At 57.0% G+C, this 24193-nt stretch carries 23 protein-coding genes; 14 read left to right on the plus strand and 9 right to left on the minus strand.

Going from position 1 to position 24193, the window contains the following annotated elements:
• The first annotated feature begins 118 nt into the window (after nt 1–118).
• Nucleotides 119–1027 (plus strand): LysR family transcriptional regulator, encoded by a 909-nt coding sequence (locus AC3EMD_RS15650; RefSeq protein WP_012542062.1) that lies wholly within the window; start codon nt 119–121, stop codon nt 1025–1027.
• Nucleotides 1028–1070: 43 nt separating this feature from the next.
• On the opposite strand, the gene AC3EMD_RS15655 is transcribed toward AC3EMD_RS15650, so the two are convergent.
• The gene (locus AC3EMD_RS15655) at nt 1071–1529 is read right to left on the minus strand and encodes a MarR family winged helix-turn-helix transcriptional regulator (RefSeq protein ID WP_004210757.1); all 459 of its coding nucleotides are present in this window, start codon (nt 1527–1529) and stop codon (nt 1071–1073) included.
• A 74-nt stretch (nt 1530–1603) separates the two neighbouring features.
• Here AC3EMD_RS15655 and AC3EMD_RS15660 point away from each other — a divergent pair, with 74 nt between their 5' ends.
• The 3 genes from AC3EMD_RS15660 (at nt 1604) to ybiX (ending at nt 6264) form a co-directional block, all read left to right on the plus strand.
• Nucleotides 1604–2551 (plus strand): quinone oxidoreductase family protein, encoded by a 948-nt coding sequence (locus AC3EMD_RS15660; RefSeq protein WP_048267797.1) that lies wholly within the window; start codon nt 1604–1606, stop codon nt 2549–2551.
• A 701-nt stretch (nt 2552–3252) separates the two neighbouring features.
• A complete protein-coding gene (locus AC3EMD_RS15665) occupies nt 3253–5538 on the plus strand; it encodes a catecholate siderophore receptor Fiu (protein WP_012968453.1) in 2286 nt (761 codons plus the stop codon).
• A gap of 48 nt (nt 5539–5586) precedes the next feature.
• Nucleotides 5587–6264 (plus strand): PKHD-type hydroxylase YbiX, encoded by a 678-nt coding sequence (gene ybiX, locus AC3EMD_RS15670; RefSeq protein ID WP_008807765.1) that lies wholly within the window; start codon nt 5587–5589, stop codon nt 6262–6264.
• 84 nt (nt 6265–6348) lie between these two features.
• On the opposite strand, the gene ompW is transcribed toward ybiX, so the two are convergent.
• Nucleotides 6349–6987 (minus strand): outer membrane protein OmpW, encoded by a 639-nt coding sequence (ompW, locus tag AC3EMD_RS15675; protein WP_012542066.1) that lies wholly within the window; start codon nt 6985–6987, stop codon nt 6349–6351.
• Nucleotides 6988–7255: 268 nt separating this feature from the next.
• Between ompW and AC3EMD_RS15680 the strand changes: the two genes are divergently transcribed.
• From AC3EMD_RS15680 to yciA, 5 genes are all read left to right on the plus strand, one after another.
• Nucleotides 7256–7669 carry a YkgJ family cysteine cluster protein gene (locus AC3EMD_RS15680; RefSeq protein WP_008807763.1) on the plus strand — a complete coding sequence of 138 codons (414 nt, stop codon included), beginning with the start codon at nt 7256–7258 and terminating at the stop codon, nt 7667–7669.
• A 25-nt stretch (nt 7670–7694) separates the two neighbouring features.
• Complete coding sequence (locus AC3EMD_RS15685; protein WP_008807762.1) at nt 7695–8438, plus strand: YciC family protein; 744 nt, start codon at nt 7695–7697, stop codon at nt 8436–8438.
• Nucleotides 8439–8492: 54 nt separating this feature from the next.
• A complete protein-coding gene (locus AC3EMD_RS15690; protein WP_008807761.1) occupies nt 8493–9032 on the plus strand; it encodes a septation protein A in 540 nt (179 codons plus the stop codon).
• A gap of 271 nt (nt 9033–9303) precedes the next feature.
• Nucleotides 9304–11487 (plus strand): TonB-dependent siderophore receptor, encoded by a 2184-nt coding sequence (locus AC3EMD_RS15695; protein ID WP_213935731.1) that lies wholly within the window; start codon nt 9304–9306, stop codon nt 11485–11487.
• A gap of 99 nt (nt 11488–11586) precedes the next feature.
• Nucleotides 11587–11985: an acyl-CoA thioester hydrolase YciA gene (yciA, locus tag AC3EMD_RS15700; RefSeq protein WP_008807759.1), complete on the plus strand. Its 399-nt coding sequence runs from the start codon at nt 11587–11589 to the stop codon at nt 11983–11985.
• A gap of 29 nt (nt 11986–12014) precedes the next feature.
• Here the strand turns inward: yciA and AC3EMD_RS15705 are convergent, their stop codons facing one another.
• Nucleotides 12015–12551 (minus strand): YniB family protein, encoded by a 537-nt coding sequence (locus AC3EMD_RS15705; RefSeq protein WP_008807758.1) that lies wholly within the window; start codon nt 12549–12551, stop codon nt 12015–12017.
• A gap of 188 nt (nt 12552–12739) precedes the next feature.
• Here AC3EMD_RS15705 and hxpB point away from each other — a divergent pair, with 188 nt between their 5' ends.
• From hxpB to AC3EMD_RS15725, 4 genes are all read left to right on the plus strand, one after another.
• Nucleotides 12740–13408: a hexitol phosphatase HxpB gene (gene hxpB / locus AC3EMD_RS15710; RefSeq protein ID WP_012968454.1), complete on the plus strand. Its 669-nt coding sequence runs from the start codon at nt 12740–12742 to the stop codon at nt 13406–13408.
• A 149-nt stretch (nt 13409–13557) separates the two neighbouring features.
• Entirely contained in the window at nt 13558–14319 is a 762-nt protein-coding gene (gene kduD, locus AC3EMD_RS15715; protein ID WP_032730134.1) for a 2-dehydro-3-deoxy-D-gluconate 5-dehydrogenase KduD, read from the plus strand.
• 91 nt (nt 14320–14410) lie between these two features.
• Nucleotides 14411–15001 (plus strand): metal-dependent hydrolase, encoded by a 591-nt coding sequence (locus AC3EMD_RS15720; RefSeq protein WP_002901611.1) that lies wholly within the window; start codon nt 14411–14413, stop codon nt 14999–15001.
• Nucleotides 15002–15136: 135 nt separating this feature from the next.
• Nucleotides 15137–16528 (plus strand): L-cystine transporter, encoded by a 1392-nt coding sequence (locus AC3EMD_RS15725; protein WP_008807755.1) that lies wholly within the window; start codon nt 15137–15139, stop codon nt 16526–16528.
• Nucleotides 16529–16585: 57 nt separating this feature from the next.
• Here AC3EMD_RS15725 and cedA read toward each other — a convergent pair whose 3' ends face one another.
• Nucleotides 16586–16825 carry a cell division activator CedA gene (cedA, locus tag AC3EMD_RS15730; protein ID WP_004151919.1) on the minus strand — a complete coding sequence of 80 codons (240 nt, stop codon included), beginning with the start codon at nt 16823–16825 and terminating at the stop codon, nt 16586–16588.
• Between the two features lie 205 nt (nt 16826–17030).
• Here cedA and katE point away from each other — a divergent pair, with 205 nt between their 5' ends.
• Nucleotides 17031–19289, plus strand: a complete 2259-nt coding sequence (gene katE / locus AC3EMD_RS15735) for a catalase HPII (protein WP_072045753.1) — start codon at nt 17031–17033, stop codon at nt 19287–19289.
• A gap of 57 nt (nt 19290–19346) precedes the next feature.
• Here katE and chbG read toward each other — a convergent pair whose 3' ends face one another.
• From chbG to chbC, 5 genes are all read right to left on the minus strand, one after another.
• Nucleotides 19347–20105, minus strand: coding sequence for a chitin disaccharide deacetylase (gene chbG, locus AC3EMD_RS15740; protein ID WP_008807752.1), 759 nt, complete (start codon nt 20103–20105; stop codon nt 19347–19349).
• Between the two features lie 12 nt (nt 20106–20117).
• Complete coding sequence (locus AC3EMD_RS15745) at nt 20118–21464, minus strand: 6-phospho-beta-glucosidase (RefSeq protein WP_008807751.1); 1347 nt, start codon at nt 21462–21464, stop codon at nt 20118–20120.
• A 110-nt stretch (nt 21465–21574) separates the two neighbouring features.
• Nucleotides 21575–22399 carry a transcriptional regulator ChbR gene (gene chbR / locus AC3EMD_RS15750; RefSeq protein ID WP_012968458.1) on the minus strand — a complete coding sequence of 275 codons (825 nt, stop codon included), beginning with the start codon at nt 22397–22399 and terminating at the stop codon, nt 21575–21577.
• Between the two features lie 27 nt (nt 22400–22426).
• Nucleotides 22427–22774, minus strand: coding sequence for a PTS N,N'-diacetylchitobiose transporter subunit IIA (chbA, locus tag AC3EMD_RS15755; RefSeq protein ID WP_004140356.1), 348 nt, complete (start codon nt 22772–22774; stop codon nt 22427–22429).
• A gap of 53 nt (nt 22775–22827) precedes the next feature.
• Entirely contained in the window at nt 22828–24186 is a 1359-nt protein-coding gene (chbC, locus tag AC3EMD_RS15760; RefSeq protein WP_008807749.1) for a PTS N,N'-diacetylchitobiose transporter subunit IIC, read from the minus strand.
• Between the last annotated feature and the right edge of the window lie 7 nt (nt 24187–24193).

The following is a 24193-nucleotide window of genomic DNA, read 5'->3' on the forward strand; positions in this document are numbered from 1 at the left end:
TCCATAGTGATGTAGGGTTGTTATCGTTTTGTAATAATCCCAGTATGAAGTTTTGAACCGCTTTATCATCGGCACAGCTTTATATAAATAATTTGTATAATCAGGTTTTGGTGAAAAAATGGATATAAATCAGCTACGTTGCTTTGTGGTATTAGGTGATGAGCTTCACTTTGGCCGGGCTGCCCGTAAACTCGAAATGATGCCTGCGTCACTGAGTCGCTTCATCAAACTGCTGGAAGATGATTTGGGGATCAGGCTACTGAATCGATCGACCCGCAACGTGTCGCTAACGCCTGAAGGCGCCGCCTTTTTAAATGAGGCCAAAACGGTCATTGCTGATTTCGATGCGCTACGGCAGCGATTCCGGAAAAATAGCCTGTTGCAGAAAAGAACGTTGCGGATCGGGGCTATCGACAGCGCAGCCAAAGGATTACTTCCTGAATTGCTTAATCTTTTCGTCAGGCGTTTTCCTGAAGCAGATATTCATCTTACAGAAGATAAATCTCACAAACTTATCCCCCGACTCATTTCAGGGTGGCTGGATGTGGTTTTTGTGCGCCCGCCGGAACACATTGATGCCATGCTGACAACGCGATTTATCGCCAATGAAACTTGCGTGCTCGCCGTGCCCACTAACCACCGGCTGGTCAGTTATGATGAAGTCAGTATCGATGACTTTCGGCACGAGCCTGTTATCTTGCCGGAAAGACGCACCCGGCGTCACAGCCATGACCTGACAATGAATATTTTCAAGGAAGGTGGCAGCATGCCTGTTATCGCGCAGTATGCTGAAGAGAAGCAGACTATCCTGAGTTTTGTTGCCGCAGGACTCGGCATTGCTCTGGTGCCTGCGTCCTATAAAGACATGAATGCGGACGGCGTGAAATACCTTGCGCTCACGCCCAAAAAACATATCGAAGGCCTTCCCCTCAGCGCGATGTGGCATCAGGGAAATAACAATATCTATGTACGATCCCTGCTGGAGATACTTTCCGACAACATCGACGAGCTGACCCGTGATTTGTGACGAACAAGATGATTGTTGCGCCAGGGCGGCAGCACGCGAGAATTTAGCCAGGTTGCTGCAAACTGTCGGCGTATTTGCGCGTTAAGCGAAACAGCGCCTGCACTTCATCTTCCGGCCACTGCGCCAGCACCTGATTCATTAACCGCCGCCGCGCTACCGCAATACTGTCGATCATCTGTTGTCCGCTGGCGCTAAGCGTCACTTCACTGATCCGTCGGTCATGACGGTTAGGTTGCTTACAGGCGAGTCCCTGGGCTTCCAGTTTTTTCACCTGGCGGCTGACGGTGGTGTAATCGCGCCCTAAATGATCCGCCAGCTCAACCACCCCTACCGGGCCATGGCGTCCTACCGCCACCAGCAGCGGAAACAGCATCTGTTCCAGCTGGACGCCAGCCGCCTGGAGGATCTGCTCGTCGCGCAGCGGCTGGTTCATCACGCTGATGATATCCAGTAGCGCACCGTGAAAGTCGGTAATGTCGTAGTCATTATGTGCATCTTGCATATATTAATTTTCCGCGTATAGTGCTGCAAAACAATATGTGCATTTTACACATAATTCCCGACAGGAGATAATTTATGAAAGCAGCCGTGGTTTTTGACCTCGCAGAAGGCCCGGTTTGGGCCGATTTTATCGACCCGCAGCCCGCGCCCGGCCAGACGATCATTGACGTCCGCGCCGCCGCGCTGAGCCATGTGGTTAAGGCCCGCGCATCCGGACGCCATTACAGCTTCGACGGCAATCTGCCCTTTGTGCCCGGTATCGATGGCGTCGGCACCACACCTCAGGGCCAGCGCGTCTATTTCGCCTTCCCCACCGCTCCCTTCGGCAGTATGGCGCAGCAGGCGCCGGTTGCCCTGCAGAGTTGCCTGCCGGTGCCGGATGCGCTCGATGATGTTAGCGCCGCGGCGATGGCCAATCCCGGCATGTCCGCGTGGGCGTCTCTGGTGACTCGCGCCCAGCTCCAGGCCGGTGAAACGGTGCTGATTAACGGCGCCACCGGCAGCGCCGGTCAGCTGGCGGTGCAGATTGCCCGCTATCTGGGGGCGAAAAAAATCATTGCAACCGGACGGAATGCGCAGACGCTGGCGGCGCTGGACGCCGATGAGTGTATTCAGTTAACCGCTGATGATAAAACCTTGAGCGGGCAATTTTCAGCGACCAGCGCCGCGCAGATTGACGTGGTCATCGATTACCTGTGGGGACACAGCGCGGAAGTGTTATTGCCGGCCCTGGCGAAATATACCCCAGCCGGCAGACCGGTGCGCTATGTGCAGGTGGGGTCCCTGGCTGGCGCCGATATCGCGTTAAATGGCGCAGTTCTGCGTTCCGCACCGCTCGTGCTGATGGGCAGCGGTATCGGTAGCCTGTCGATGCCGCAGCTGCTGGCGGCGACAGGTGAAATGCTGCAGGCGGCGGTGCCGGGTAAATTCACCATCGCCACCACCCCGCGGCCGCTGCAGGAGATCGCGGCGGCCTGGCCGCGGGACGACAGTCAGAAGCGTACGGTTTTCACCCTCGGATAAAAAATCGCTTCCGCACAAAAGATGGGGTTGATATCTTAAATGAGAAATATTATCTTTCTCATTACTGAATAGTTGAGTAAATAACTCAGGTATTCAGTACGACATTGCTCACATTGCTTCCAGTATTTTTGCCCGCACTTGTGCGGGCTTTTTTTTACTGGCGACACACCTCACGCACCTGTTGCCGCAGCCAGCAGTGGCCCGGCGCTTGCTCCAGACGACATACGGCGCGGCATTGTTCTCCGTCACGCGGCGGGAGAACGCTCGCTGGTCGTCCCCCCAATAACGCGGTCGCGGAACAGTGCCTGCAGAGGGATCGGTGGGCCGCTATTTTTCATTACACCAATTTCCAGAACGGCGTTCTCCTCGCTCAGAAGGAGGGCATCTTTTATGCCAAAAACCACGAAGCGCCGGGTTAGCCCTGGCGCCTGTCACCTCGCGGAGCGGCCTGTCACCGGCCTCTTCCAGCCGCTCTTTTGCTTCATCCCCGCCCTTTTCGTTCAAAATTTATGAACTATGTAAATCGCGATGAAGAAATATGTTTAAACGTCAACATTTCTATGTAAATATTAAGGCGAATGATAACTATTCTTTTTATCATTTATAGAATCACACCGGGTCAGCGCAAGCCAGACGACGAAAAACGTCGCTTTTGCGCGGTGTGGTATGTGCTCATAACAAAAAATAAGCCTGCATTTATCATGGAAAAAAACGCTTCTCTGCCGTTTGGCAGTTTCAACTCATTGGCATTGTTTACGGGTCTGTGTCTGGGGGCCTCACCGGCAACGGGCATCGCAGCGGAAAAATCAGTCAAAAATAGTGAAGAGACGCTGGTGGTGGAAGCCACTCCGCCCTCACTCTACTCTCCCGGCGCCTCCGGCGATCCCAAGTTCAATAAACCGCTGGTCGATACCACCCGCACCATCACCGTGATCCCGGAACAGGTGATTAAAGATCAGGGCGTCACCAACCTGACTGACGCCCTCAAAAACGTCCCCGGCGTCGGGGCGTTTTATGCCGGCGAGAATGGCAGTTCAACCACCGGGGATGCCATCTACATGCGCGGCGTGGATACCTCTAACAGCATCTATGTGGACGGCATCCGCGACATCGGCAGCGTGACGCGCGATACCTTCAATACCCAGCAGGTGGAAGTCATCAAAGGACCCGCCGGCACGGACTATGGCCGCAGCGCGCCCTCAGGATCGATCAATATGATCAGCAAGCAGCCGCGCCTTGACTCCGGGATCGACGGTTCGGCCAGCATCGGCAGCGCCTGGTCGCGTCGGGGAACGCTCGACCTGAACCAGGCGTTTAGCGACAGCGCCGCGTTCCGTCTGAACCTGATGGGGGAAAAAACTCATGACGCCGGTCGGGACCGCATTGAAAACGAACGCTATGGCATCGCGCCATCGCTGGCCTTCGGACTCGATACCCCAACTCGTCTGTATCTGAACTATCTGCACGTCCGGCAGAACAACACCCCGGATGGCGGGATCCCCACCGTCGGCCTGCCGGGCTATTCGGCGCCTTCGCCGAAATATGCCGCGCTCAATTCCGCCGGGAAGGTGGATACCAACAATTTCTATGGCACCGACTCCGATTATGATAAATCCACCACCGACAGCGGCACCCTGCGCTTCGAACACGATCTGACGGACAATACCACCGTGCGCAATACCACCCGCTGGTCGCGGGTGAAACAGGAGTATCTTTTGACCGCGGTGATGGGCGGCGCGAGCAATATCACCGCCCCCGATATCAATGACGTCAACACCTGGAGCTGGTCGCGTCTGGTTAATACCAAAGATGTCAGCAACCGCATTCTGACCAACCAGACCAATATCACCTCGACCTTCAATACCGGCTCGATAGGCCATGACGTCAGCGCCGGCGTGGAGTTTACCCGGGAAAACCAGACCAACTATGGCGTTAACGCCATGACCGCGCCGGCGGTGAATCTCTACCATCCGGTGAGCAACCTGTCGATTGGCGGGCTGGACAGAAACGGAGCGAATGCCAACGGCCAGACTGATACCTTCGGGATTTATGCCTTCGATACGCTGACGCTGACCGAACGGATTGAGGTCAACGGCGGGCTACGTCTCGACAATTATCATACTAAATATGACAGCGCCACCGCCTGCGGCGGCAGCGGACGCGGGGCTATCGCCTGCCCGCCCGGCCAGTCGACGGGCAGCCCGGTCACCACCGTGGATACCGCCAAATCCGGCAATCTGGTTAACTGGAAAGCCGGGGCACTGTACCGCTTAACCGAGCAGGGCAATGTCTACGTCAACTACGCCATCTCACAGCAGCCGCCGGGGGGCAGCAGTTTCGCCCTGGCCGCCAGCGGTAGCGGCAACAGCGCCAACCGAACCGACTTTAAGCCGCAGAAGGCGAAATCCAGCGAGCTGGGCACCAAGTGGCAAATCTTCGACAACCGTCTGCTGCTCAGCGCGGCGTTATTCCGTACCGATATTGAAAACGAAGTGGCCGCCAACGATGACGGAACCTGGTCGCAGTACGGCAAAAAGCGCGTGGAGGGGTATGAGCTCTCCGCAACCGGAAACCTGACCCCGGACTGGACGATCATCGCCGGCTACACGCAGCAGCATGCGACAGTGACGGAGGGACAGAACGTAGCGCAGGATGGATCTTCCGCCCTGGCCTACACCCCGAAACATGCCTTTACGCTGTGGACGCAGTATCAGGCCACCAGCGATCTGTCCGTCGGCGGCGGTGTGCGCTATGTCGGAAGCCTGCGCCGGGGCAGCGATGGCGCGGTCGGTACCCCGGATCACACCGAGGGCTACTGGGTCGCCGACGCCAAACTGGGCTATCGGGTCAACAGCAACCTCGATCTGCAGCTCAATATGTACAACCTGTTTGATACCGATTACGTGGCCTCCATCAACAAGAGCGGCTATCGCTATCATCCGGGCGAACCCCGTACCTTTATGCTGACGGCGAACGTCCACTTCTGAGTCTGTGCGTGGGGCCGTTGCGCCCCACCTTTTAGAGAGAACACCGCGATGATGTATCACATTCCTGACGTGCTATCGGCAGACCAGGTGGCGGAATTTACCCGGCAGCTGGCGCAGGCCGAGTGGGTCGACGGACGGGTTACGGTGGGCAGCCAGGGGGCGGCCGTCAAACAGAACCAGCAGATCGATACCCGTACGCCGCTGTATGCCCGCCTGCAAGCCGCCGTGCTCGACGCGCTGCGCGGCCACCCGCAGTTTTTTTCCGCCGCGCTGCCGCGGACGATTTCCGCACCGTTGTTTAACCGCTATGGGCCAGGGGAGACCTACGGTTTTCATGTCGATGGCGCCGTTCGCCAGAACGGCGAGGCGGGCTGGATGCGCACTGACCTGTCAGCGACGCTGTTTCTTTGCGAGCCGGAGAGCTATGAGGGCGGTGAACTGGTGATTGAAGACACCTATGGCCAGCACCGGGTGAAGCTCCCGGCCGGGCATCTGGTGCTCTATCCCGCCAGCAGCCTGCACTGCGTCACCCCGGTTACCCGCGGCGTACGTCAGGCCTCTTTCCTGTGGATCCAGTCGATGGTCCGCGACGATAAGCAGCGCGCGATGCTTTACGACCTGGACCGCACCATCCAGTCTCTGAAGGCCCGCTTTGGCGACGGAGAAGAGGTCCTCTCCCTGCTCAACATGTATCACAACCTACTGCGCCAGTGGACGGAAGTGTGATCCGCTATCGATGGCGAAGGCTTGCGGCAGACAGGTGTGACGTGACAATGAACTGGCCATCCGTTGGCCAGTTTTCAGCAGGATTTAAAATCGATAACCCGCGGAGAACATAAACACCCACGGATCCAGACGGGTGCTGACTTTCTGGTCCACGCCGCCGGCTTTGAATTTCACATCGGTATCGATATCCATGTACCACACCGACATATTCAGCAGCCAGTCACGGTTAATCAGATAATCGAGGCCGACCTGCCCCGCCGCGCCCCAGGAGTCCTTCAGGCTCAGATCGGAAAGCCCGGCCGCCTTGCCGGTATCGTTAAAGTCTTCATTAAAGAAGGTGGTGTAGTTAATACCCGCCCCCACGTACGGGCGCACCTTGCTTTGCGCATCGCCAAAGTACCACTGCGCCATCAGGGTGGGTGGCAACTGATGGACGGTGGCGATAGTCCCGGTTGGCCCGGTGCCGACCTTATGGCGGAACGGCGTTGCCGCCAGCAGCTCCACGCCGATGTTATCGGTGGCCATATAGGTAAAGGTTAAACCCAGTTGGGTGTTGTTACTGACGTTGAAACTGCCAAGGCTGCCTAACACATTGTCAGAGCCCTCCGTCGGTCGGACGGTGGCGGTCCCGGCACGAATGAAAAATTCACCCGCTTCATGCGCCCAGACGCTGCCGGTGGAAAGCGTGCTAAGAATTAATGCCGCCGCTGCTAACTTCTTCATATCCACTTCCTCATTATGGTTTTTCAGCGCGGCCAAATATACCTATAACGAGTTACGTTTGATCTGTTTTAGATCACACTAAAACCTTAGATTTAACATTTATTGATCCAGATTAATTTTTGCTACCGATCGAAACACCCTGAATCCTTCTCACATCAATTTTCACTTTCCGTGAAAAAAATATTTCTCCCCCTCTTGCCGCCGCAAAAGCGGCTGGATAAGTTAACTGCCGACAATCTGTGTTGATGCGTTTTTTTCAGGTGTAATTATGAGTGAAATCAACCCGTGCATGACGTGCGGTGCCTGTTGTGCGTATTTTCGTGTCTCTTTCTACTGGGCGGAAGCCGACGACGCGGGTGGCCTGGTGCCTTCCGCGCTGACCGAGCCGCTGACCCCTTTCCTGCGCTGCATGAGCGGCACCAACCAGCGCCAGAGCCGCTGCGCGGCGCTGTCAGGCGACATCGGTGACGCCGTCCACTGCACTATTTATGAAAACCGTCCCTCACCGTGCCGCGAATTCGCCATGTCCGGTGAGAATGGTGAGGAAAATGACGCCTGCAACCGGGCGCGGGCGCGCTATGGCCTACCGCCATTGCGGCCTCTTTACAAAGATATACCTGCCCTGAATGGTGCAGAGAGTGCTACGAGGGAACGATTTGCGGTACAATCGCCGGCTAGTTAACACCTGCGACACTCAAGGAGAATGCATGTCTATCACGGCGAAGTCCGTCTACCGTGACACCGGGAATTTTTTTCGTAATCAGTTCATTACCATTTTGCTGATTGCGCTGTTGTGCGCGTTTATTACGGTAGTACTTGGCCATGCCTTTTCACCCAGTGACGAGCAGCTGTCGATACTCAGCGAAGGCGATAACCTCGCCGGTAGCGCCGGGCTGTTTGAGCTGGTGCAGAACATGACGCCGGAGCAGCAGCAGGTTCTGCTGCGCGCCTCGGCGGCATCAACCTTCTCGGGTCTGGTGGGCAATGCGATCCTCGCCGGCGGCGTTCTGCTGCTGATCCAGCTGGTCTCCGCCGGTCATCGCGTTAGCGCCCTGCGTGCCATCGGCGCCTCAGCCCCGGTGCTGCCGAAGCTGCTGCTGTTGATCCTCTTCACTACCTTCCTGGTGCAGATGGGGATGATGCTGGTCCTGGTGCCCGGCGTGCTGCTGGCCATCGTGTTAGCCTTTGCGCCGATCATGCTGGTGCAGGACAAAATGGGTATCCTCAGCGCCATGCGCAGCAGCATGCGCCTGGCGTGGGCCAATCTGCGGCTGGTGGCGCCGGCTATCATTGGCTGGCTGGTGGCAAAAACCCTGCTGTTACTGTTCGCTTCCAGCTTTGCTGTCCTGACGCCAAACGTCGGCGCGGTGGTCATCAATACCATCAGCAACCTGATATCCGCCCTGTTGCTGATCTATTTATTCCGCGTGTATATGCTTATCCGCAACTAATCTTAACCAGGATCGGGGTCTTCCCCGGTCCGTCCTGAAAGACGGGATCGATGTATGAAGCAGTTTCTGGATTTTTTACCGCTGGTGGTCTTCTTTGCCTTCTATAAGCTTTACGATATCTACGCCGCCACCACCGCGCTGATCGTCGCGACCGCTATCGTGCTGATCTACAGCTGGGTACGCTACCGTAAAGTCGAAAAAATGGCGCTGATCACCTTTGTGCTGGTGGCCGTCTTCGGCGGGTTAACTCTCTTCTTCCACAATGATGAGTTTATTAAATGGAAGGTGACGGTGATCTATGCCCTGTTCGCTGGCGCGCTGCTGTTCAGCCAGTGGGTGATGAAAAAGCCGTTGATCCAGCGCATGCTGGGCAAAGAGCTGGCCCTGCCGCAGCAGGTCTGGTCGCGGCTTAACCTGGCCTGGGCGGTGTTCTTTATCCTTTGCGGGCTGGCCAATATCTATATCGCCTTCTGGCTGCCGCAGAATATCTGGGTGAACTTCAAGGTCTTTGGCTTAACCGCCCTCACGCTGGTCTTTACCCTGCTGAGCGGGATCTACATCTACCGCCATATGCCGCAGGACGACCACCACTAACTCCTCCGCCGGCGCGCCATCGCGCGCCGCGCTCACCCCCTATAATCTCACTGCGCTGGCAAACATTCCCTGCAGCCACACAACCTCAGCGCATACGCTGACAGCTTTCCGGTCACACTGTGCAGGCTCTCTTCACGATTTCTCTCAACTGCATAAAAAGTTGCGGTAATTGTGAGGATTTTATGGAGATTCATCTCGTTACATTGTAATGATAATGGTTATCATTAATATTCTCGATCTCATTTTGCATTGCTTTGAAAAGGATATTTACATGAGATCGCCGCAATATTCTGTCCCCACGACCCTGGCGCTGGTCATATCCAGTCTCCTCGCCCCTAACGCCTTTGCTGAAGAATCAGAACAAGATACCGAAACGATGATTGTGCGCAGTACGGCGGAAGAGGTGCTTAAGCAACAGCCCGGGGTGTCGATTATCACGGCAGATGATATTGCTAAGCAGCCGCCGGTCAACGATCTCTCAGACATCATCCGTAAAATGCCCGGGGTGAACTTGACCGGCAACAGCGCCAGCGGCAGTCGGGGCAACAACCGCCAGATTGATATCCGCGGCATGGGGCCGGAGAACACCCTGATCCTGATAGATGGGGTACCGGTCACGTCACGTAACGCGGTTCGCTATAGCTGGCGCGGCGAACGCGATACCCGGGGCGACAGCAACTGGGTACCTGCAGAGATGGTCGAACGGATTGAAGTTCTCCGCGGTCCGGCAGCCGCGCGCTATGGTTCCGGCGCGGCGGGCGGAGTGGTCAATATCATTACCAAACGCCCGACCAACAACTGGCACGGTTCGCTGTCTTTCTTTACCAACCAGCCGGAAAACAACAAGGAAGGCACGACCAATCGCGCTAACTTCAATCTCAGCGGCCCACTGGCCGGCGAAGCGCTGACGATGCGCCTGTATGGCAATATCAATAAAACGGAACCCGACGCCTGGGATATTAACCATGCGCAAAACGGCTCTTACGCTGCGGGGCGCGAAGGGGTACGCAATAAAGATATTAACGCCTTGCTGTCATGGAAAATGACCCCGCAACAGATCCTCGATTTCAGCTACGCCTATAGTCGCCAGGGGAATATCTATGCTGGTGATACCCAGTACAGCAACGGCAATCTTAGCCCGAACGGGCTGGTGGACTCCCTGTACGGCCACGAAACTAATCGCCTCTATCGCCAGTCCTGGGGACTGACCTACAACGGTCTATGGGATTGGGGCCAGTCCAAAGCCGGTGTTTACTACGAGAAAACCAACAATACCCGCCTGCAGGAAGGCTCCACCGGCCGCGTCGAGGGTATGATCAACAGTGAGGATTATGCCACCAGCCGTCTGGAATCCTGGCGTACTACCTCGGAATTCAATGTGCCTTTCTTCTGGCTGGCGGACCAGACGCTGACGCTGGGAATGGAATGGAACCATGATCAGCTCCACGACCCGGCATCAATGCAGGCCACTAACAGCAACGGCGAGACTATCCCTGGGACCTCGGGCGACCCTACGCAACGTAGTACCAAAAACAGCGCCACCCTCACCGGTATCTATCTGGAAGATAATATCGAAGCCGTGCCTGGCACCAACCTGATCCCCGGCATCCGCTTCGATTATCATAATCAGTTTGGCAGCAACTGGAGCCCAAGCCTCAATCTGTCTCAGGCGCTGAGCGATATGTTCACGCTGAAGGCCGGTATCGCGCGCGTGTTTAAAGCGCCTAACCTCTATCAATCCAGTGAAGGCTATTTGCTCTCCACCCGCGGCAACGGTTGTCCGAACACTATAGCTGAAGGCAGCTGCTATCTGCTGGGCAACCCTGACCTCGATCCGGAGATCAGTATTAACAAAGAGATCGGTATCGAATTCAACCTTAATGGTTACGCTGCCGGGGTTACCTGGTTCCGCAACGATTACAAAAACAAAATCGTCTCCGGAACCGAGGTGCTGGGCTATACCTCCAGCGGCAATAATATTCTGCAGTGGCAGAACGGCGGCAAAGCCGTGGTCGAGGGGCTGGAAGGAAATCTGCTGATCCCGGTGCTGAGAGATGTCCTAAGCTGGCGGACCAATGCCACCTGGATGCTCAAATCAGAAAGTAAAGAGACAGGCAATCCGCTGTCGGTTATCCCGAAATATACCGTTAATACGATGCTCGACTGGCAGGTAAACGATGCCCTGTCTGCGAATGTGAACTGGACGCTTTATGGCCGTCAGAAGCCGCGTCAGTATGCGGAAATTCGCAACGAAACCGGGACCCTTGCCACCACCGAGGTAGGTGCCTATTCCATCGTGGGTATTGGTACTCAGTATCAGCTAAACCGGGATATTCGCCTGAATGCCGGAATAAGTAATCTATTTGATAAACAACTGTATCGCGAAAACGCCGGCGCCTCGACCTACAATGAGCCTGGCCGCGCGTATTATGCCGGCGTTACCCTCTCCTTCTGAAGTGCCGCGCCCGCCTCTGCGGGCGCTTTCCCCTATTCTCTCCGCCCCGTTTTCATAGTAGCATCCCGCTGATCGTCTTTGACCACAACAGAGTAGAGCATGACAACTACAGATCTTGCCCCGAAGGGCGAAATGGTTTTACGCACCCTGGCGATGCCGGCGGATACCAATGCCAACGGGGATATTTTTGGCGGCTGGCTGATGTCGCAGATGGATATCGGGGGCGCCATCATGGCCAAAGAGATCGCTCAGGGTCGCGTGGTGACCGTGCGCGTGGATGGGATGACCTTTTTACGCCCGGTCGCCGTCGGCGACGTGGTGTGCTGCTACGCCCGCTGCGTGAAGCGCGGCAACACCTCAGTGACGATTAACATCGAAGTGTGGGTGAAAAAAGTCTCTTCTGAACCGATTGGCCAGCGCTATAAGGCGACGGAAGCGCTGTTTATCTACGTTGCCGTCGATAATCAGGGTAAACCGCGGGCTCTGCCGGCAGAATAATATGGTGCCCGGCTAACCGGGCACCTGGCTTACAGAAAGCCCAGCAGCGAGAAGAAGAAGTAGCCGATAATAATCACGATCACCGGCAGCACATACAGCGGGAAATATTGCACCAGGATGGTATGGCGCGGTACCACGATCCGCTCAGCGAGCTGCTCACGGGATAACCCTTCTGCGCCTTTGGCCTGCTCGAGGATCAGCTGATCCTCAATCCCCTCGCGAAGAAATTTCGCCTGCCTCGCCATCCGCGCGCCGGAGGCCTGCAGCGCCATGCCGACAAAAACCAGAATGAAGATGATCCAGAAGCCGATGTTCAGGCTGTGGTGGAAATCCGGCAGCGGCGAGTTGTACCAGAAAAAGTTCAGGAATGGCGTGTTAAAACGCATCATCTCAATCATGACATGCGCAAAATCCATCATTACCGCGTCAATGCCGGGTTTCTTTTCACTGTGCTCATACATAAATTTGAGGACAGAAATCAGCGTCGACAGCACGGCGGGAATAAAGATGACCCATCCCAAAATGCGTTTGATAACCGCTATGCGTCCAGCTTGTTGGTACGTCATGAGTTCCCCTTGTTAAAGACGCGTTGGTGATTCGCCTGCCGCCTGTTGCGTGGCGCAGGCGCTCCTCGCTTACCCGAATGTGTCGGGTATAAGTCTATCTTCCACGGCGAATTTCGCCCAATAACGCGCGGTATGATATACCATGAATGCCGATTCGTTTATCTGATTACGCAACAGGAGAAGGACATATGTCAGCGAAGCGCCGCATTGAGGCCGCGATTTTTGATATGGACGGGTTGCTGATTGACTCTGAGCCGCTCTGGGATCAGGCGGAGGTCGAGGTCATGGAAAGCCTGGGGGTGGATACCCGCCGCCGCGATGAACTGCCCGACCTGCTTGGTCTGCGAATCGACCTGGTGGTGGATCTGTGGTATGCCCAGCAGCCGTGGCACGGCGTCGATCGCGCAGAAGCCACCGCGCGCATTATCCGCCGGGCCATCGAGCTGGTGGAAGCCTCACGCCCGCTGCTACCGGGCGTACGCGAGGCGGTGGCCCTGTGTAAAGCTCAGGGCTTAAAGGTGGGGCTGGCCTCGGCCTCGCCGCTGGTGATGCTGGAGAAAGTGCTCAACATGTTCGAACTGCGCGACCAGTTTGATGCGCTCGCCTCCGCGGAACATCTGCCCTGGAGCAAACCGCACCCGCAGGTATACCTCAACTGCGCCGCTGCCCTGGGAGTCGACCCGCAGCGCTGCGTCGCGCTGGAGGATTCGGTCAACGGCATGATCGCCAGCAAAGCCGCGCGCATGCGCGCTATCGTGGTACCGGAAGCGGAGAACAGCCGCGACCCGCGCTTCGTGCTGGCGGACGTCAAGCTCCCGTCACTGCAGGCCCTGACTGCCGAAGCCCTGCTCGGGTAAGGACGCTGGCGGGTGACGCGATCGCTGTCACGCCGCCGGCAATAAAATCAAAACGTCGTTTCATTTTTATTGTAATTTTGTTTTCCTGCCTCTATGCTGGTCACAGGTGGCGTCATCGTACGCCTGAAGATCAGCTGACAGAGGTGAATATGGTACTGAACGCCTTCGACCTGACGGGTAAGGTCGCCATCGTGACCGGTTGCGATACCGGACTGGGACAGGGAATGACGCTGGGCCTGGCGCAGGCCGGGTGCGATATCGTCGGCATCAACCGTAAAATTCCCCATGACACGGCAGCACAGGTTCAGGCGCTGGGTCGCCGCTTTCATGCCATTCAGGCGGATCTCAGCCTTCAGGATGAGATGAGCGTGCTGGTCGACCAGGCGGTCGCGGCGATGGGTCGGGTCGATATTCTGGTCAATAACGCCGGGATTATCCGCCGCCATGATGCCCTGACCTTCACGGAAAGCGACTGGGACGCGGTGATCGATCTGAATCTAAAAGCGGTTTTCTTTCTCAGCCAGGCGGTCGCCAGGCAGTTCATTCGCCAGGGCGATGGCGGCAAAATCATTAACATCGCCTCGATGCTCTCGTTTCAGGGTGGGATCCGCGTCCCCTCCTACACCGCCTCGAAAAGCGGCGTGCTGGGTTTGACCCGTCTGCTGGCCAACGAATGGGCCGGACAGCGCATCAACGTCAACGCCATTGCGCCAGGATATATGGCCACCAATAACACCCAGGCGCTGCGCGAAGATGAAGAACGTAACCAAGCGATCCTCGAGCGCATTCCCGCCGGTCGCTGGGGAGAACCCAAAGACCTGCAGGGGCCGGTGGTGTTTCTCGCCTCGGCCGCCGCCGACTATATTAACGGCTATACCCTGGCCGTCGATGGCGGATGGCTGGCACGCTGAGAATTTGTGACAAAGAGTTACACCGTCACCTCTTCCGTACACTGTATAAAAACCCTATACTGTATGAATCGACAGTTTAGGGTGTGTTATCATGACGGCGGAAGGCCATCTCTTCTTTTCAATCGCCTGCGCAGTATTTGCCAAAAACGCAGAGTTAACGCCGGTGCTGGCGCAGGGCGACTGGTGGCATATTGTGCCCTCTGCGGTATTGACCTGCCTGCTGCCGGACATCGATCACCCTAAGTCATTTCTCGGCCAACGGCTGAGCTGGATTTCAAAGCCCGTGGCGCGGGCCTTTGGCCACCGCGGCTTCACCCACAGCCTGCTGGCCGTCTTTGGCGCGCTGACGCTGTTCTATCTGAAAGTGCCTGACAGCTGGATTGTCCCGGCGGACGCCCTCCAGGGGCTGGTGCTGGGCTATCTCAGCCACATCCTCGCCGATATGCTCACCCCCGCCGGGGTGCCGCTGCTGTGGCCCTGCCGCTGGCGCTTCCGGCTGCCGATCCTCGCGCCGCGCAAGGGTAACCAACTGGAGCGCGCTTTATGCATGGCGCTGTTCGTCTATGCCGTCTGGATGCCGCAGACGCTGGCGGACAACAGCGCAATACGCTGGTCTTCCGGAGTGATCAATTCCCTGCAAATCACCTTCAATCGCTTCATTAGTCACCAGAGTGGCCGTTAAACCGCCGGAAAACACCATTTGGTTATAACCCATTCCATTTGAATATAAGTCCTTGATAACGCCTTCTGCTAACCTTGCCGTCATAAGAGCTGGTTATCCACCAGCCCAGGTTATAAAAATATCAGGAGAACGGGGATGAACTTTCCATTAATAGCGAACGTAGTCGTGTTCGCCGTATTACTGTTTGCGCTGGGGCAAACTCGCCATAAACAGTGGAGCCTGGCCAGGAAAGTGCTGGTTGGTCTGGCCATTGGTGTGGTCTTTGGTCTGGCGCTGCAGCTGATCTACGGGTCTGACAGCCAGGTGCTGAAGGATTCCATCCAGTGGTTCAATATCGTCGGTAATGGCTATGTCCAGCTGCTGCAAATGATTGTGATGCCGCTGGTCTTCGCCTCGATCCTGAGCGCGGTGGCCAGGCTGCATAATGCCTCTCAGCTGGGAAAAATCAGCTTCCTGAGCATCGGCACTCTGCTGTTCACCACGCTTATCGCTGCGCTGGTTGGCGTGCTGGTGACCAATATGTTCGGCCTCACCGCCGAGGGTCTGGTTCAGGGCAGCGCAGAAACCGCCCGTCTGAACGCCATCCAGAGCAACTATGTGGGAAAAGTGGCCGATCTCAGCGTACCGCAGCTGATCCTTTCCTTTGTGCCGAAGAACCCGTTTGCTGACCTTACCGGGGCTAACCCGACCTCCATCATCAGTATCGTCATTTTCTCGGCATTCCTCGGCGTGGCAGCGCTTAAGCTGCTGAAAGAGGATGTGGAAAAAGGCCAGCGCGTGCTGACGGCCATCGATACCCTGCAGGGCTGGGTGATGAAGCTGGTTCGTCTGGTGATGCAGCTGACCCCTTACGGCGTACTGGCCCTGATGACCAAAGTGGTTGCCGGGTCGAATCTGCAGGACATCATCAAACTTGGCGGCTTCGTGGTAGCTTCGTACATTGCGCTGGGCATTATGTTTGTCGTCCACGGCCTGCTGCTGGCGATTAACGGCATCAGCCCGCTGAAGTACTTCCGTAAAGTCTGGCCGGTGATCACCTTCGCCTTCACCAGCCGCTCCAGCGCCGCGTCGATTCCGCTGAACGTGGAAGCGCAGACCCGACGCCTGGGCGTACCGGAGTCAATTGCCAGCTTCTCCGCCTCCTTTGGCGCCACCATCGGCCAGAACGGCTGCGCCGGTATCTACCCGGCCATGCTGGCAGTCATGGTCGCGCCGACCGTGGGCATTAACCCGCTGGATCCGATGTGGATTGCCACCCTCGTGGGCATCGTCACCGTCAGCTCGGCGGGCGTCGCCGGGGTGGGCGGCGGGGCCACCTTCGCCGCGCTAATCGTTCTGCCGGCGATGGGCCTGCCGGTGACCCTGGTAGCGCTGCTGATCTCCGTCGAACCGCTGATCGACATGGGGCGTACCGCGCTGAACGTTAACGGCTCAATGACCGCCGGGACCCTGACCAGCCAGTGGCTGCGCCAGACCGACAAGTCGATTTTCGATAGCGAAGAAGAGGCCGAGCTGGCGCATCGCTAAACGGTAAGCACAAAAAAACCGCTGATTATCAGCGGTTTTTTTATTTCTGCAGCAGACTCAGGCTTCAATCTCACCTTCCTGACGCACCTGGTTAGCCCAGCGCTGGGCCGACTCCGGCACGCTGAACGCTGGCGAGCGGCGAAAATGCTCCCCCATCAGCAGAAAGGCGACATACTTCCCGCGCAAAATCCAGACATCGCGAAAATGGTCCATTTTCACGGCATGTTCCGGAGGCGCAGGCTCCACGCGCGGCACGTAGCTAATGACAGGGCGATTTTGTTGGCGCAATGGTTTCATAACAAATGGATTCACTAAACAGAGCGGGAAACAGAAACCTCTATCATAGCCGATTGTGGGCCCGTTCGTCGCCCCCCTGCCGCCGATGCGCATTTTAGGATAACTCCCTGCCCCTGCGCCGAGCGCAGGCAGCGTAATGTTCTATAGTTAGAAGGGTTTTGGTTTATCAACGACCACTTTTAGCAATGAAAGCAGGAGACGAGTAATGTCTGATAAGCACCCAAACCCTCACCACCAGCAGGCACCGGTCCACGACAGCGAGGAAGCGAAACCGGGGCTCGACTCGCTGGCGCCGGATGACCAGGAGTGGCGCCCCACGCCGAAACCCACCGCCCCGGGCGCCGAACCGACCGCCCCCGGCAGCCTGAAAGCGCCTGATACCCACAGCAGCAAACTTGACGCCCTGGAGCCGCAGCGTAAAGGCGGAGAAGACTATCCGCTGACCACCAACCAGGGCGTACGTATTGCCGACGATCAGAATTCGCTACGCGCCGGCGCCCGCGGCCCAACGCTGCTGGAAGATTTCATTCTGCGGGAGAAGATCACCCACTTTGACCATGAGCGAATTCCGGAGCGTATCGTTCATGCCCGCGGCTCTGCCGCCCACGGTTACTTTCAGCCCTACAAAAGCCTGGCGGCGTTGACCAAAGCCGATTTTCTCTCGGCAGCCGATAAGATCACCCCGGTCTTTGTGCGCTTCTCCACCGTGCAGGGCGGCGCGGGGTCGGCGGACACCGTCCGCGATATTCGCGGCTTCGCTACCAAGTTTTACACTGACGAAGGGATTTTTGACCTGGTCGGCAACAACACACCGGTCTTCTTCATCCAGGACGCGATAAAGTTCCCCGATTTTGTCCACGCCGTGAAGCCTGAACCCCACTGGGCCATCCCGCAGGGACAGAGCGCCCACGATACTTTCTGGGACTATGTCTCCCTGCAACCGGAAACGCTGCACAATGTGATGTGGGCGATGTCGGATCGCGGCATCCCGCGCAGCTATCGCACCATGGAAGGCTTTGGGATCCACACTTTCCGTCTGATCAACGCCGAGGGCAAAGCCACCTTCGTTCGCTTCCACTGGAAACCGGTGGCCGGCAAGGCGTCGCTGGTGTGGGATGAAGCGCAGAAGCTGACCGGTCGCGACCCCGATTTTCATCGCCGCGACCTGTGGGAGGCCATCGAAGCCGGGGACTACCCGGAATTTGAGCTTGGCCTGCAGCTCATCCCCGAGGAGAACGAGTTTGATTTTGACTTCGATCTGCTCGATCCCACCAAGCTGATCCCCGAGGCGCTGGTGCCGGTCTTACGGGTTGGCAAGATGGTCCTCAACCGCAATCCGGACAACTTCTTTGCCGAAAACGAACAGGCGGCCTTTCATCCCGGGCATATCGTACCGGGCATTGATTTCAGCAACGATCCGCTGCTGCAGGGGCGCCTCTTCTCTTACACCGACACGCAAATTAGCCGCCTGGGTGGGCCGAACTTCCATGAAATCCCCATCAACCGTCCAACCTGCCCGTATCACAATTTCCAGCGCGACGGGATGCACCGGATGGACATTGACACCAATCCGGCCAACTATGAGCCCAACTCCATTAACGACAACTGGCCGCGCGAGACGCCGCCAGCGGCCAAACGCGGCGGCTTTGAGTCCCTCGCCGAGCGCGTCGACGGCGAAAAAATCCGCCAGCGCAGCCCTTCGTTCGGCGAATATTACGCCCAGCCGCGTCTGTTCTGGCTGAGCCAGACGCCGATTGAGCAGCAGCATATTATCGATGGTTTCAGCTTTGAACTCAGCAAAGTGGTCCGCACCTGGATCCGCGAGCGGGTGGTCGATCATCTGGCCCACATTGATACTAAGCTGGCGGAAGCGGTCGGGGCGAACTTAGGTATCGAACTGAGCGATTATCAGCGTAACATTACCCTGCCTTCCCCGGTCAACGGCGTGGAGAAAGACCCCAGCCTCAGCCTCTACGCCGACGCCGAAGGGGATGTGAAAGGCCGTGTAGTGGCCGTCCTGCTCAACGAACGCACCTCGGCGCAGGATCTGGTCCATCTCCTGCAGGCGCTGCAGGCCCAGGGCGTGCACAGCAAGCTGCTCTACTCGCGGATGGGCGAAGTCATCGCCGACGATGGCTCTCCCCTGCCGATCGCCGGCACCTTCGCCGGTTCCCCATCGCTGACGGTGGATGCGGTAGTGGTGCCTGGCGGCGACCTCAGCGCCCTGAGCCAGAGCGGCGACGCGCGCTATTACCTGCTGGAAGCCTATAAGCATCTGAAGCCGATCCTGCTGGCAGGGGATGCGCGACAGCTGACGTCCGTTCTGCAGGTCCCAGCCCAGGGTGAAGAGGGGGTCATCGTCACCGATGCTCTCGACACGCCAGCGGCGGACACACTGCTCGCCCTGATGACGGCGCATCGCGTGTGGTCGAGAAGTCCAAAAATCGCCGCTATTCCGGCGTAGTAAAAAGCCCGGCACACGGTGCCGGGCTTGATTCACTTTCCTTTTCCCCCATCGGGCTTACACGTCGCGGTAGGTTCCCAGACGATAACCCCGGTCGGCTACCGCCGCTTTCAGTGCGGCAGACGTCAGCACATCAAGCTCACCCAGCCGCGGGTAGCAGTAGGCGCTGCCCATAATGGTCTGATCGACAAAAGCCGGATGACACATCACCTCCAGGGAACGCTCCCCGCGGGCGATTGAGGCATCCAGCGTCTGCAGAAACAGTTCCTCAGAGACAGCTTCGCCGTAAAACTCGCTGCTGAAGCCTGCGCTGCTGCGCGCCGCCTGTTGATCGAGCCCACTCTGCGCCGCCACCTGGCGGTCAATACGTAACGCGATACCCTTCTCGCGGGCAAAGGCCGCCACGATGGGATAGATCGGGGAGATCATATGCACATGGTGGTGGCTGTCGAGATGCGTCGGCTCATGACCGAAGAGATCGACAAAACGACGGTACTGACACGCCAGCTCGTGGGCGATCTCCTCCAGCGGCAGGCGACCTTCTTCTGCCTGCTGCCAGATCCATTTGCCCAGCCGGCCTTCGCGGGTTAATCCCGGCATGGCCGACAGCGGCTCGCCCAGCGTCAGCACAAAGTGCATGCCGACCGCCAGCTCCGGGGTACTGCGGCTTAGCTGGGCGGCGTGGTCAATGGCCGCGCCGTTGACCAGCGCCGTGGTCGATGTCACCACGCCGTTGCGGCAGGCCTCGATAATGCCGTAGTTCTGCCCTTTACTGAGGCCGAAGTCGTCGGCATTGACGATCAATACGCGTTCCATTGGCCGCTCCTGTTAAGATTTCAGTTTTTCGATAGTCGCCGCAAAGTTCGGCAGCCATTTCTCATGGGCCAGAATCATCTCCCGCGCCAGCTGCTCGGCGTCACGATCGGAATGGATCAGCGGGCTTAAGTTCAGCGCCAGCAGCACGTCATTCAACTCGCCGCTGATCGCCGCCTGGCTGGCCGCCACTTCGAACCCCTTGATGGTGTAGATAAGCCCCAGTACCTTCTCATCGAAATGGGTGATGCGCGGCGTCGGCTTCGCGCCGTCGCGACCTAAGGTGCAGCTCATCTCGACCGCCCAGTCCGCCGGGATATTATCCACGTGGCCATGATGCGGGATATTCACATAGTGCTCAGTCTGCTTGTCGTTATAGATAGCGTTGATCACTTCGCAAGCGGCATCGGAGTAGTAGGCGCCGCCGCGCTGCTCCAGCTCCTTCGGCTTGACCTTGAGATCCGGATTTTTATACAGCTCAAACAGCTGTTTCTCCACCTTCTGCACCACCTGGGCGCGCGCGCCGCCCTTATAGTACTCGCCCATCTCAATCGCCAGCATCTCTTTTGGCTTAAAGTAGTAGAGCAGATAGGAGCATGGGATCAGGCGCAGGGAGCGGATCAACCCCTCGCTAAACGGCAGGTCGAAAATATTTTTCACCGAGTTCGCGGTCAGGCGGCCAGAGGCCACGCCGTCCAGCAGTTCATCGAAGCGCGAGACGCCGTTAACCAGCACGTCGCGGACGAACACCAGATGATTCAGACCGAACAGGTCGATATTCAGCTCATCGCTCGGGCTGAGCTGCAGCACGTCGGTGATGAACATCTTCATGCCGATAGGAATGTTGCAAACGCCGATAAAGCGTTTGAAACTGGTGTGGCGATAGACCGCCTCGGTGACCATGCCCGCCGGGTTGGTGAAGTTGATGATCCACGCGTCCGGGCAGATCTCCTGCACATCTTTTACGATATCGAAAATCACCGGGATGGTGCGCAGCCCTTTAAACAGCCCGCCCGCCCCGTTGGTCTCCTGGCCCAGGTAGCCGTGGCTCAGCGGAATACGCTCATCTTTTTCACGCGCCTTCAGCTGGCCCACGCGCAGCTGGGTGGTGACAAAATCCGCGCCCTGCAGCGCCGCACGGCGATCCAGCGTTTTATAGACCTTCATCGGCACGCCGGCTTTTTCCACCATCCGCTCGCACAGCGCATGGATAATATCGAGCTTCTCCTGGCCCTCTTCCACATCCACCAGCCACAGTTCAGTGACCGGCAGTTCATGGTAACGTTTCAGAAAGCCTTCCAGTAATTCCGGGGTATAGCTGCTGCCGCCGCCAATAGTGACTACTTTTAATTTCTGGCTCATCTTTTTCTCCCTTGGGCGCTACGCCTGGACGCAGGCCGCTCTCCGCAACAATGCGGACAGTTAATTTGAATGATTTACGGTATAAACCTGGCGGCTAAAACCGCGCGGGTTTAATTAATACTGGTCAAATGTTTGCGATAACTGCTCGGCGTAAACGACGTCAGTTTTTTAAAGGTTTTAATAAACAGGCTCGGGCTACTGTACCCGGATTCATACGCAATATCCGTCACCGAATAGTTGGTAATTTCCAGCTGCTTTTTGGCAAAGTTAATACGGATATCATTAATTATCTGCATCGGCGTTTTACCATAATAGCGCTGGGTCGCCCGGGTTAAATATTCCTGCGTTTTTCCCGAGAGACGAACCATATTCTCGAGCGCGCCCTCACCGAATTTCAGCTTATCGTGCATGGCCTCAACGGTATTTTTTAGCCATTGCGGAATAACATCGGCAACCGGCTCTTCGCGATAGTGGCGTAAACGGTTAATGACATAAAAGGAAACCAGCTCGATAAATTCGTCAAATTCCGTTTCGCGAAAATTGAGGGAGGCAATGACCGACTCAACGTAGCCGAGAAAAGCGCTCTGCACGGCGTAAACCTGGGAGGCCACCAGGCCAAACGGCAGCAGCGGCAGATAATGTTTCTCAAAGAAGCGTCTGCTGATGCCGACGTTAAGGATGCGCGTCGCCCCAAATTCGTAAAAGCTCTGGTGGTGCGAACCCATCGGGATAAAGACGAAATCCCCGCGCTCCAGCAGCACCCGTTTGCCATTGATCTCCTGGTAATAGCGCCCGGTTAATACCACGGTAAATTCGTAGTAATCATGCTGGTGAAGCCCGCTCACGCTTTCCGTTTTGTTATAGATGACCACATGAAAGTTCTTCCCGTTGAACAGCTGTTGTTCTCTGGCGGTACTGATCTCGGTGGTCATCATCCTGGGCTGCCTCATCGTCGCGATGGCCTATTGTACCTTCTCGTGCAGCTCAATCAATTCGGCGACCAGCTCACGGGCCAGCATCGAGGTCATCAGATGGTCCTGAGCATGCACCAGCACCAGGCTGACCTTCATTTTGCCTTCGCCCTCGTCGCTTTCGATAAGCTGGGTCTGCACGCGATGCGCCTCGCTCAGCGCCTGGCGCGACTGCTCCATCATCGCTTTCGCCGCGGCAAAATCGCCCTGCTTCGCCTGCTTCAGCGCGCCATAGGCCAGGCTGCGGGCCTGTCCGGAGTTGATAATCAACCCCATCACCACCTCTTCGAGGTCATTTTCCGGGGTTTCTACCGCGTCGATGTTGTCCAGATCAAACATAATATTTCCCTCATTTATCAGGCGGTACGGGGCACTGCCCGTACCGCGCGGTATCAGAATTTCAGTGCGTTAGCGATGTCTTCTTCGCTCTCTTCCTGCTCGATGACGGTCTGCGCTTTATTCGACAGCACCACAAACGGCAGGTAAACCAGAGTCGCGACGCCAAGGTTGAACAGGGCCACCAGCAGGGCGGCCACGCTGCCGTTACTGTTAAAGAACGCTCCCAGACCGGTCGGCATGGTCCACGGCGCCAGGTTGGTCACCGGTGGGATAATCCCCAGGCTATAGGCCGCCAGCGTAATGGCTGCCAGAATCGGCTGGACCAGCACGAAGGGGATAAACATCACCGGGTTCATAATGATCGGCAGACCAAACAGAATCGGTTCGTTAATCTGGAAGATGCCTGACGGCAGTGCCAGCTTCGCCACCTGACGATGGTCAGCGCGACGGGAAGCGATAAAGATGGCGATAATCAGACCCAACGTTGCCCCGGAGCCACCCAGCAGGATGTAGGAGTCGAGCATCGGCTTGGCCCAGAAGTGGAACTGTTTGCCTGCTTCGATAGCCGCATCAACCGAGCCGTACTGGTTGTACAGCGCGATGTTTTCCAGCGCCCACGGGGTCATGATGCCGTTATCCAGCGCCGTCAGCGCCAGGGAACCGTGCACACCGAAGAACCACAGCAGGGAGTTAAAGATAACGTATGCCCAGCCGACCACGCTGCCCATCGCCGCCAGCGGCGTGGAGATCGAGTCCATGATGATCTGGTGGAAGTTGCTGCCGTAGCTCGACAGGGCCCACGAGATAATGCCGAAGATAGAGAGGATCAAGAAGCCCGGGATCAGCGCGGAGAAAGAGCGCGATACTGACCCTGGCACGCTGTCCGGCAGTCTGATCACCCAGTTACGACGGATCACGAAGGTGAACAGTTCCGCGACAACCAGACCGATAATCATCCCGGAGATGATGTTCTGCCCGCCCAGCCAGTTGGCGCCCACCGCATAGGCTTCGCCCACGCTATACGGGGTCACGGTCATGAAGGCCGCCACCGCCAGCAGGCCCGCGGCCATCGGGTCAACTTTGCGCTCTTCCGCCAGCGCGGAGCCGATAAAGAACGGCGCCATCAGCGACATAATGCCGAGGGTACCGTTATAGACGTTCCCGCCGATAGCCTTAAAGCCGTTTAAGGTTTCAATGGTGGAGGCATCCAGTCGAATGCCCATAGAATAAAAGAAAGAGCCTTCGCCGAAGCTCAGAAAAACGTTGTTAATTAATACAAACATGGCCCCGGCGAGGGTCAACGGCATTAACTTAATAAATCCGTTTTTAATCGCATTAATATGCGGCTGCTTTCCTATTTTCACTGCAAAAGGAAGGAGTACCTTTTCAAGCGAGTCGATCACTTTACTCATAGTCAAT

The sequence above is a fragment of the Klebsiella sp. PK18 genome (assembly GCF_057784655.1).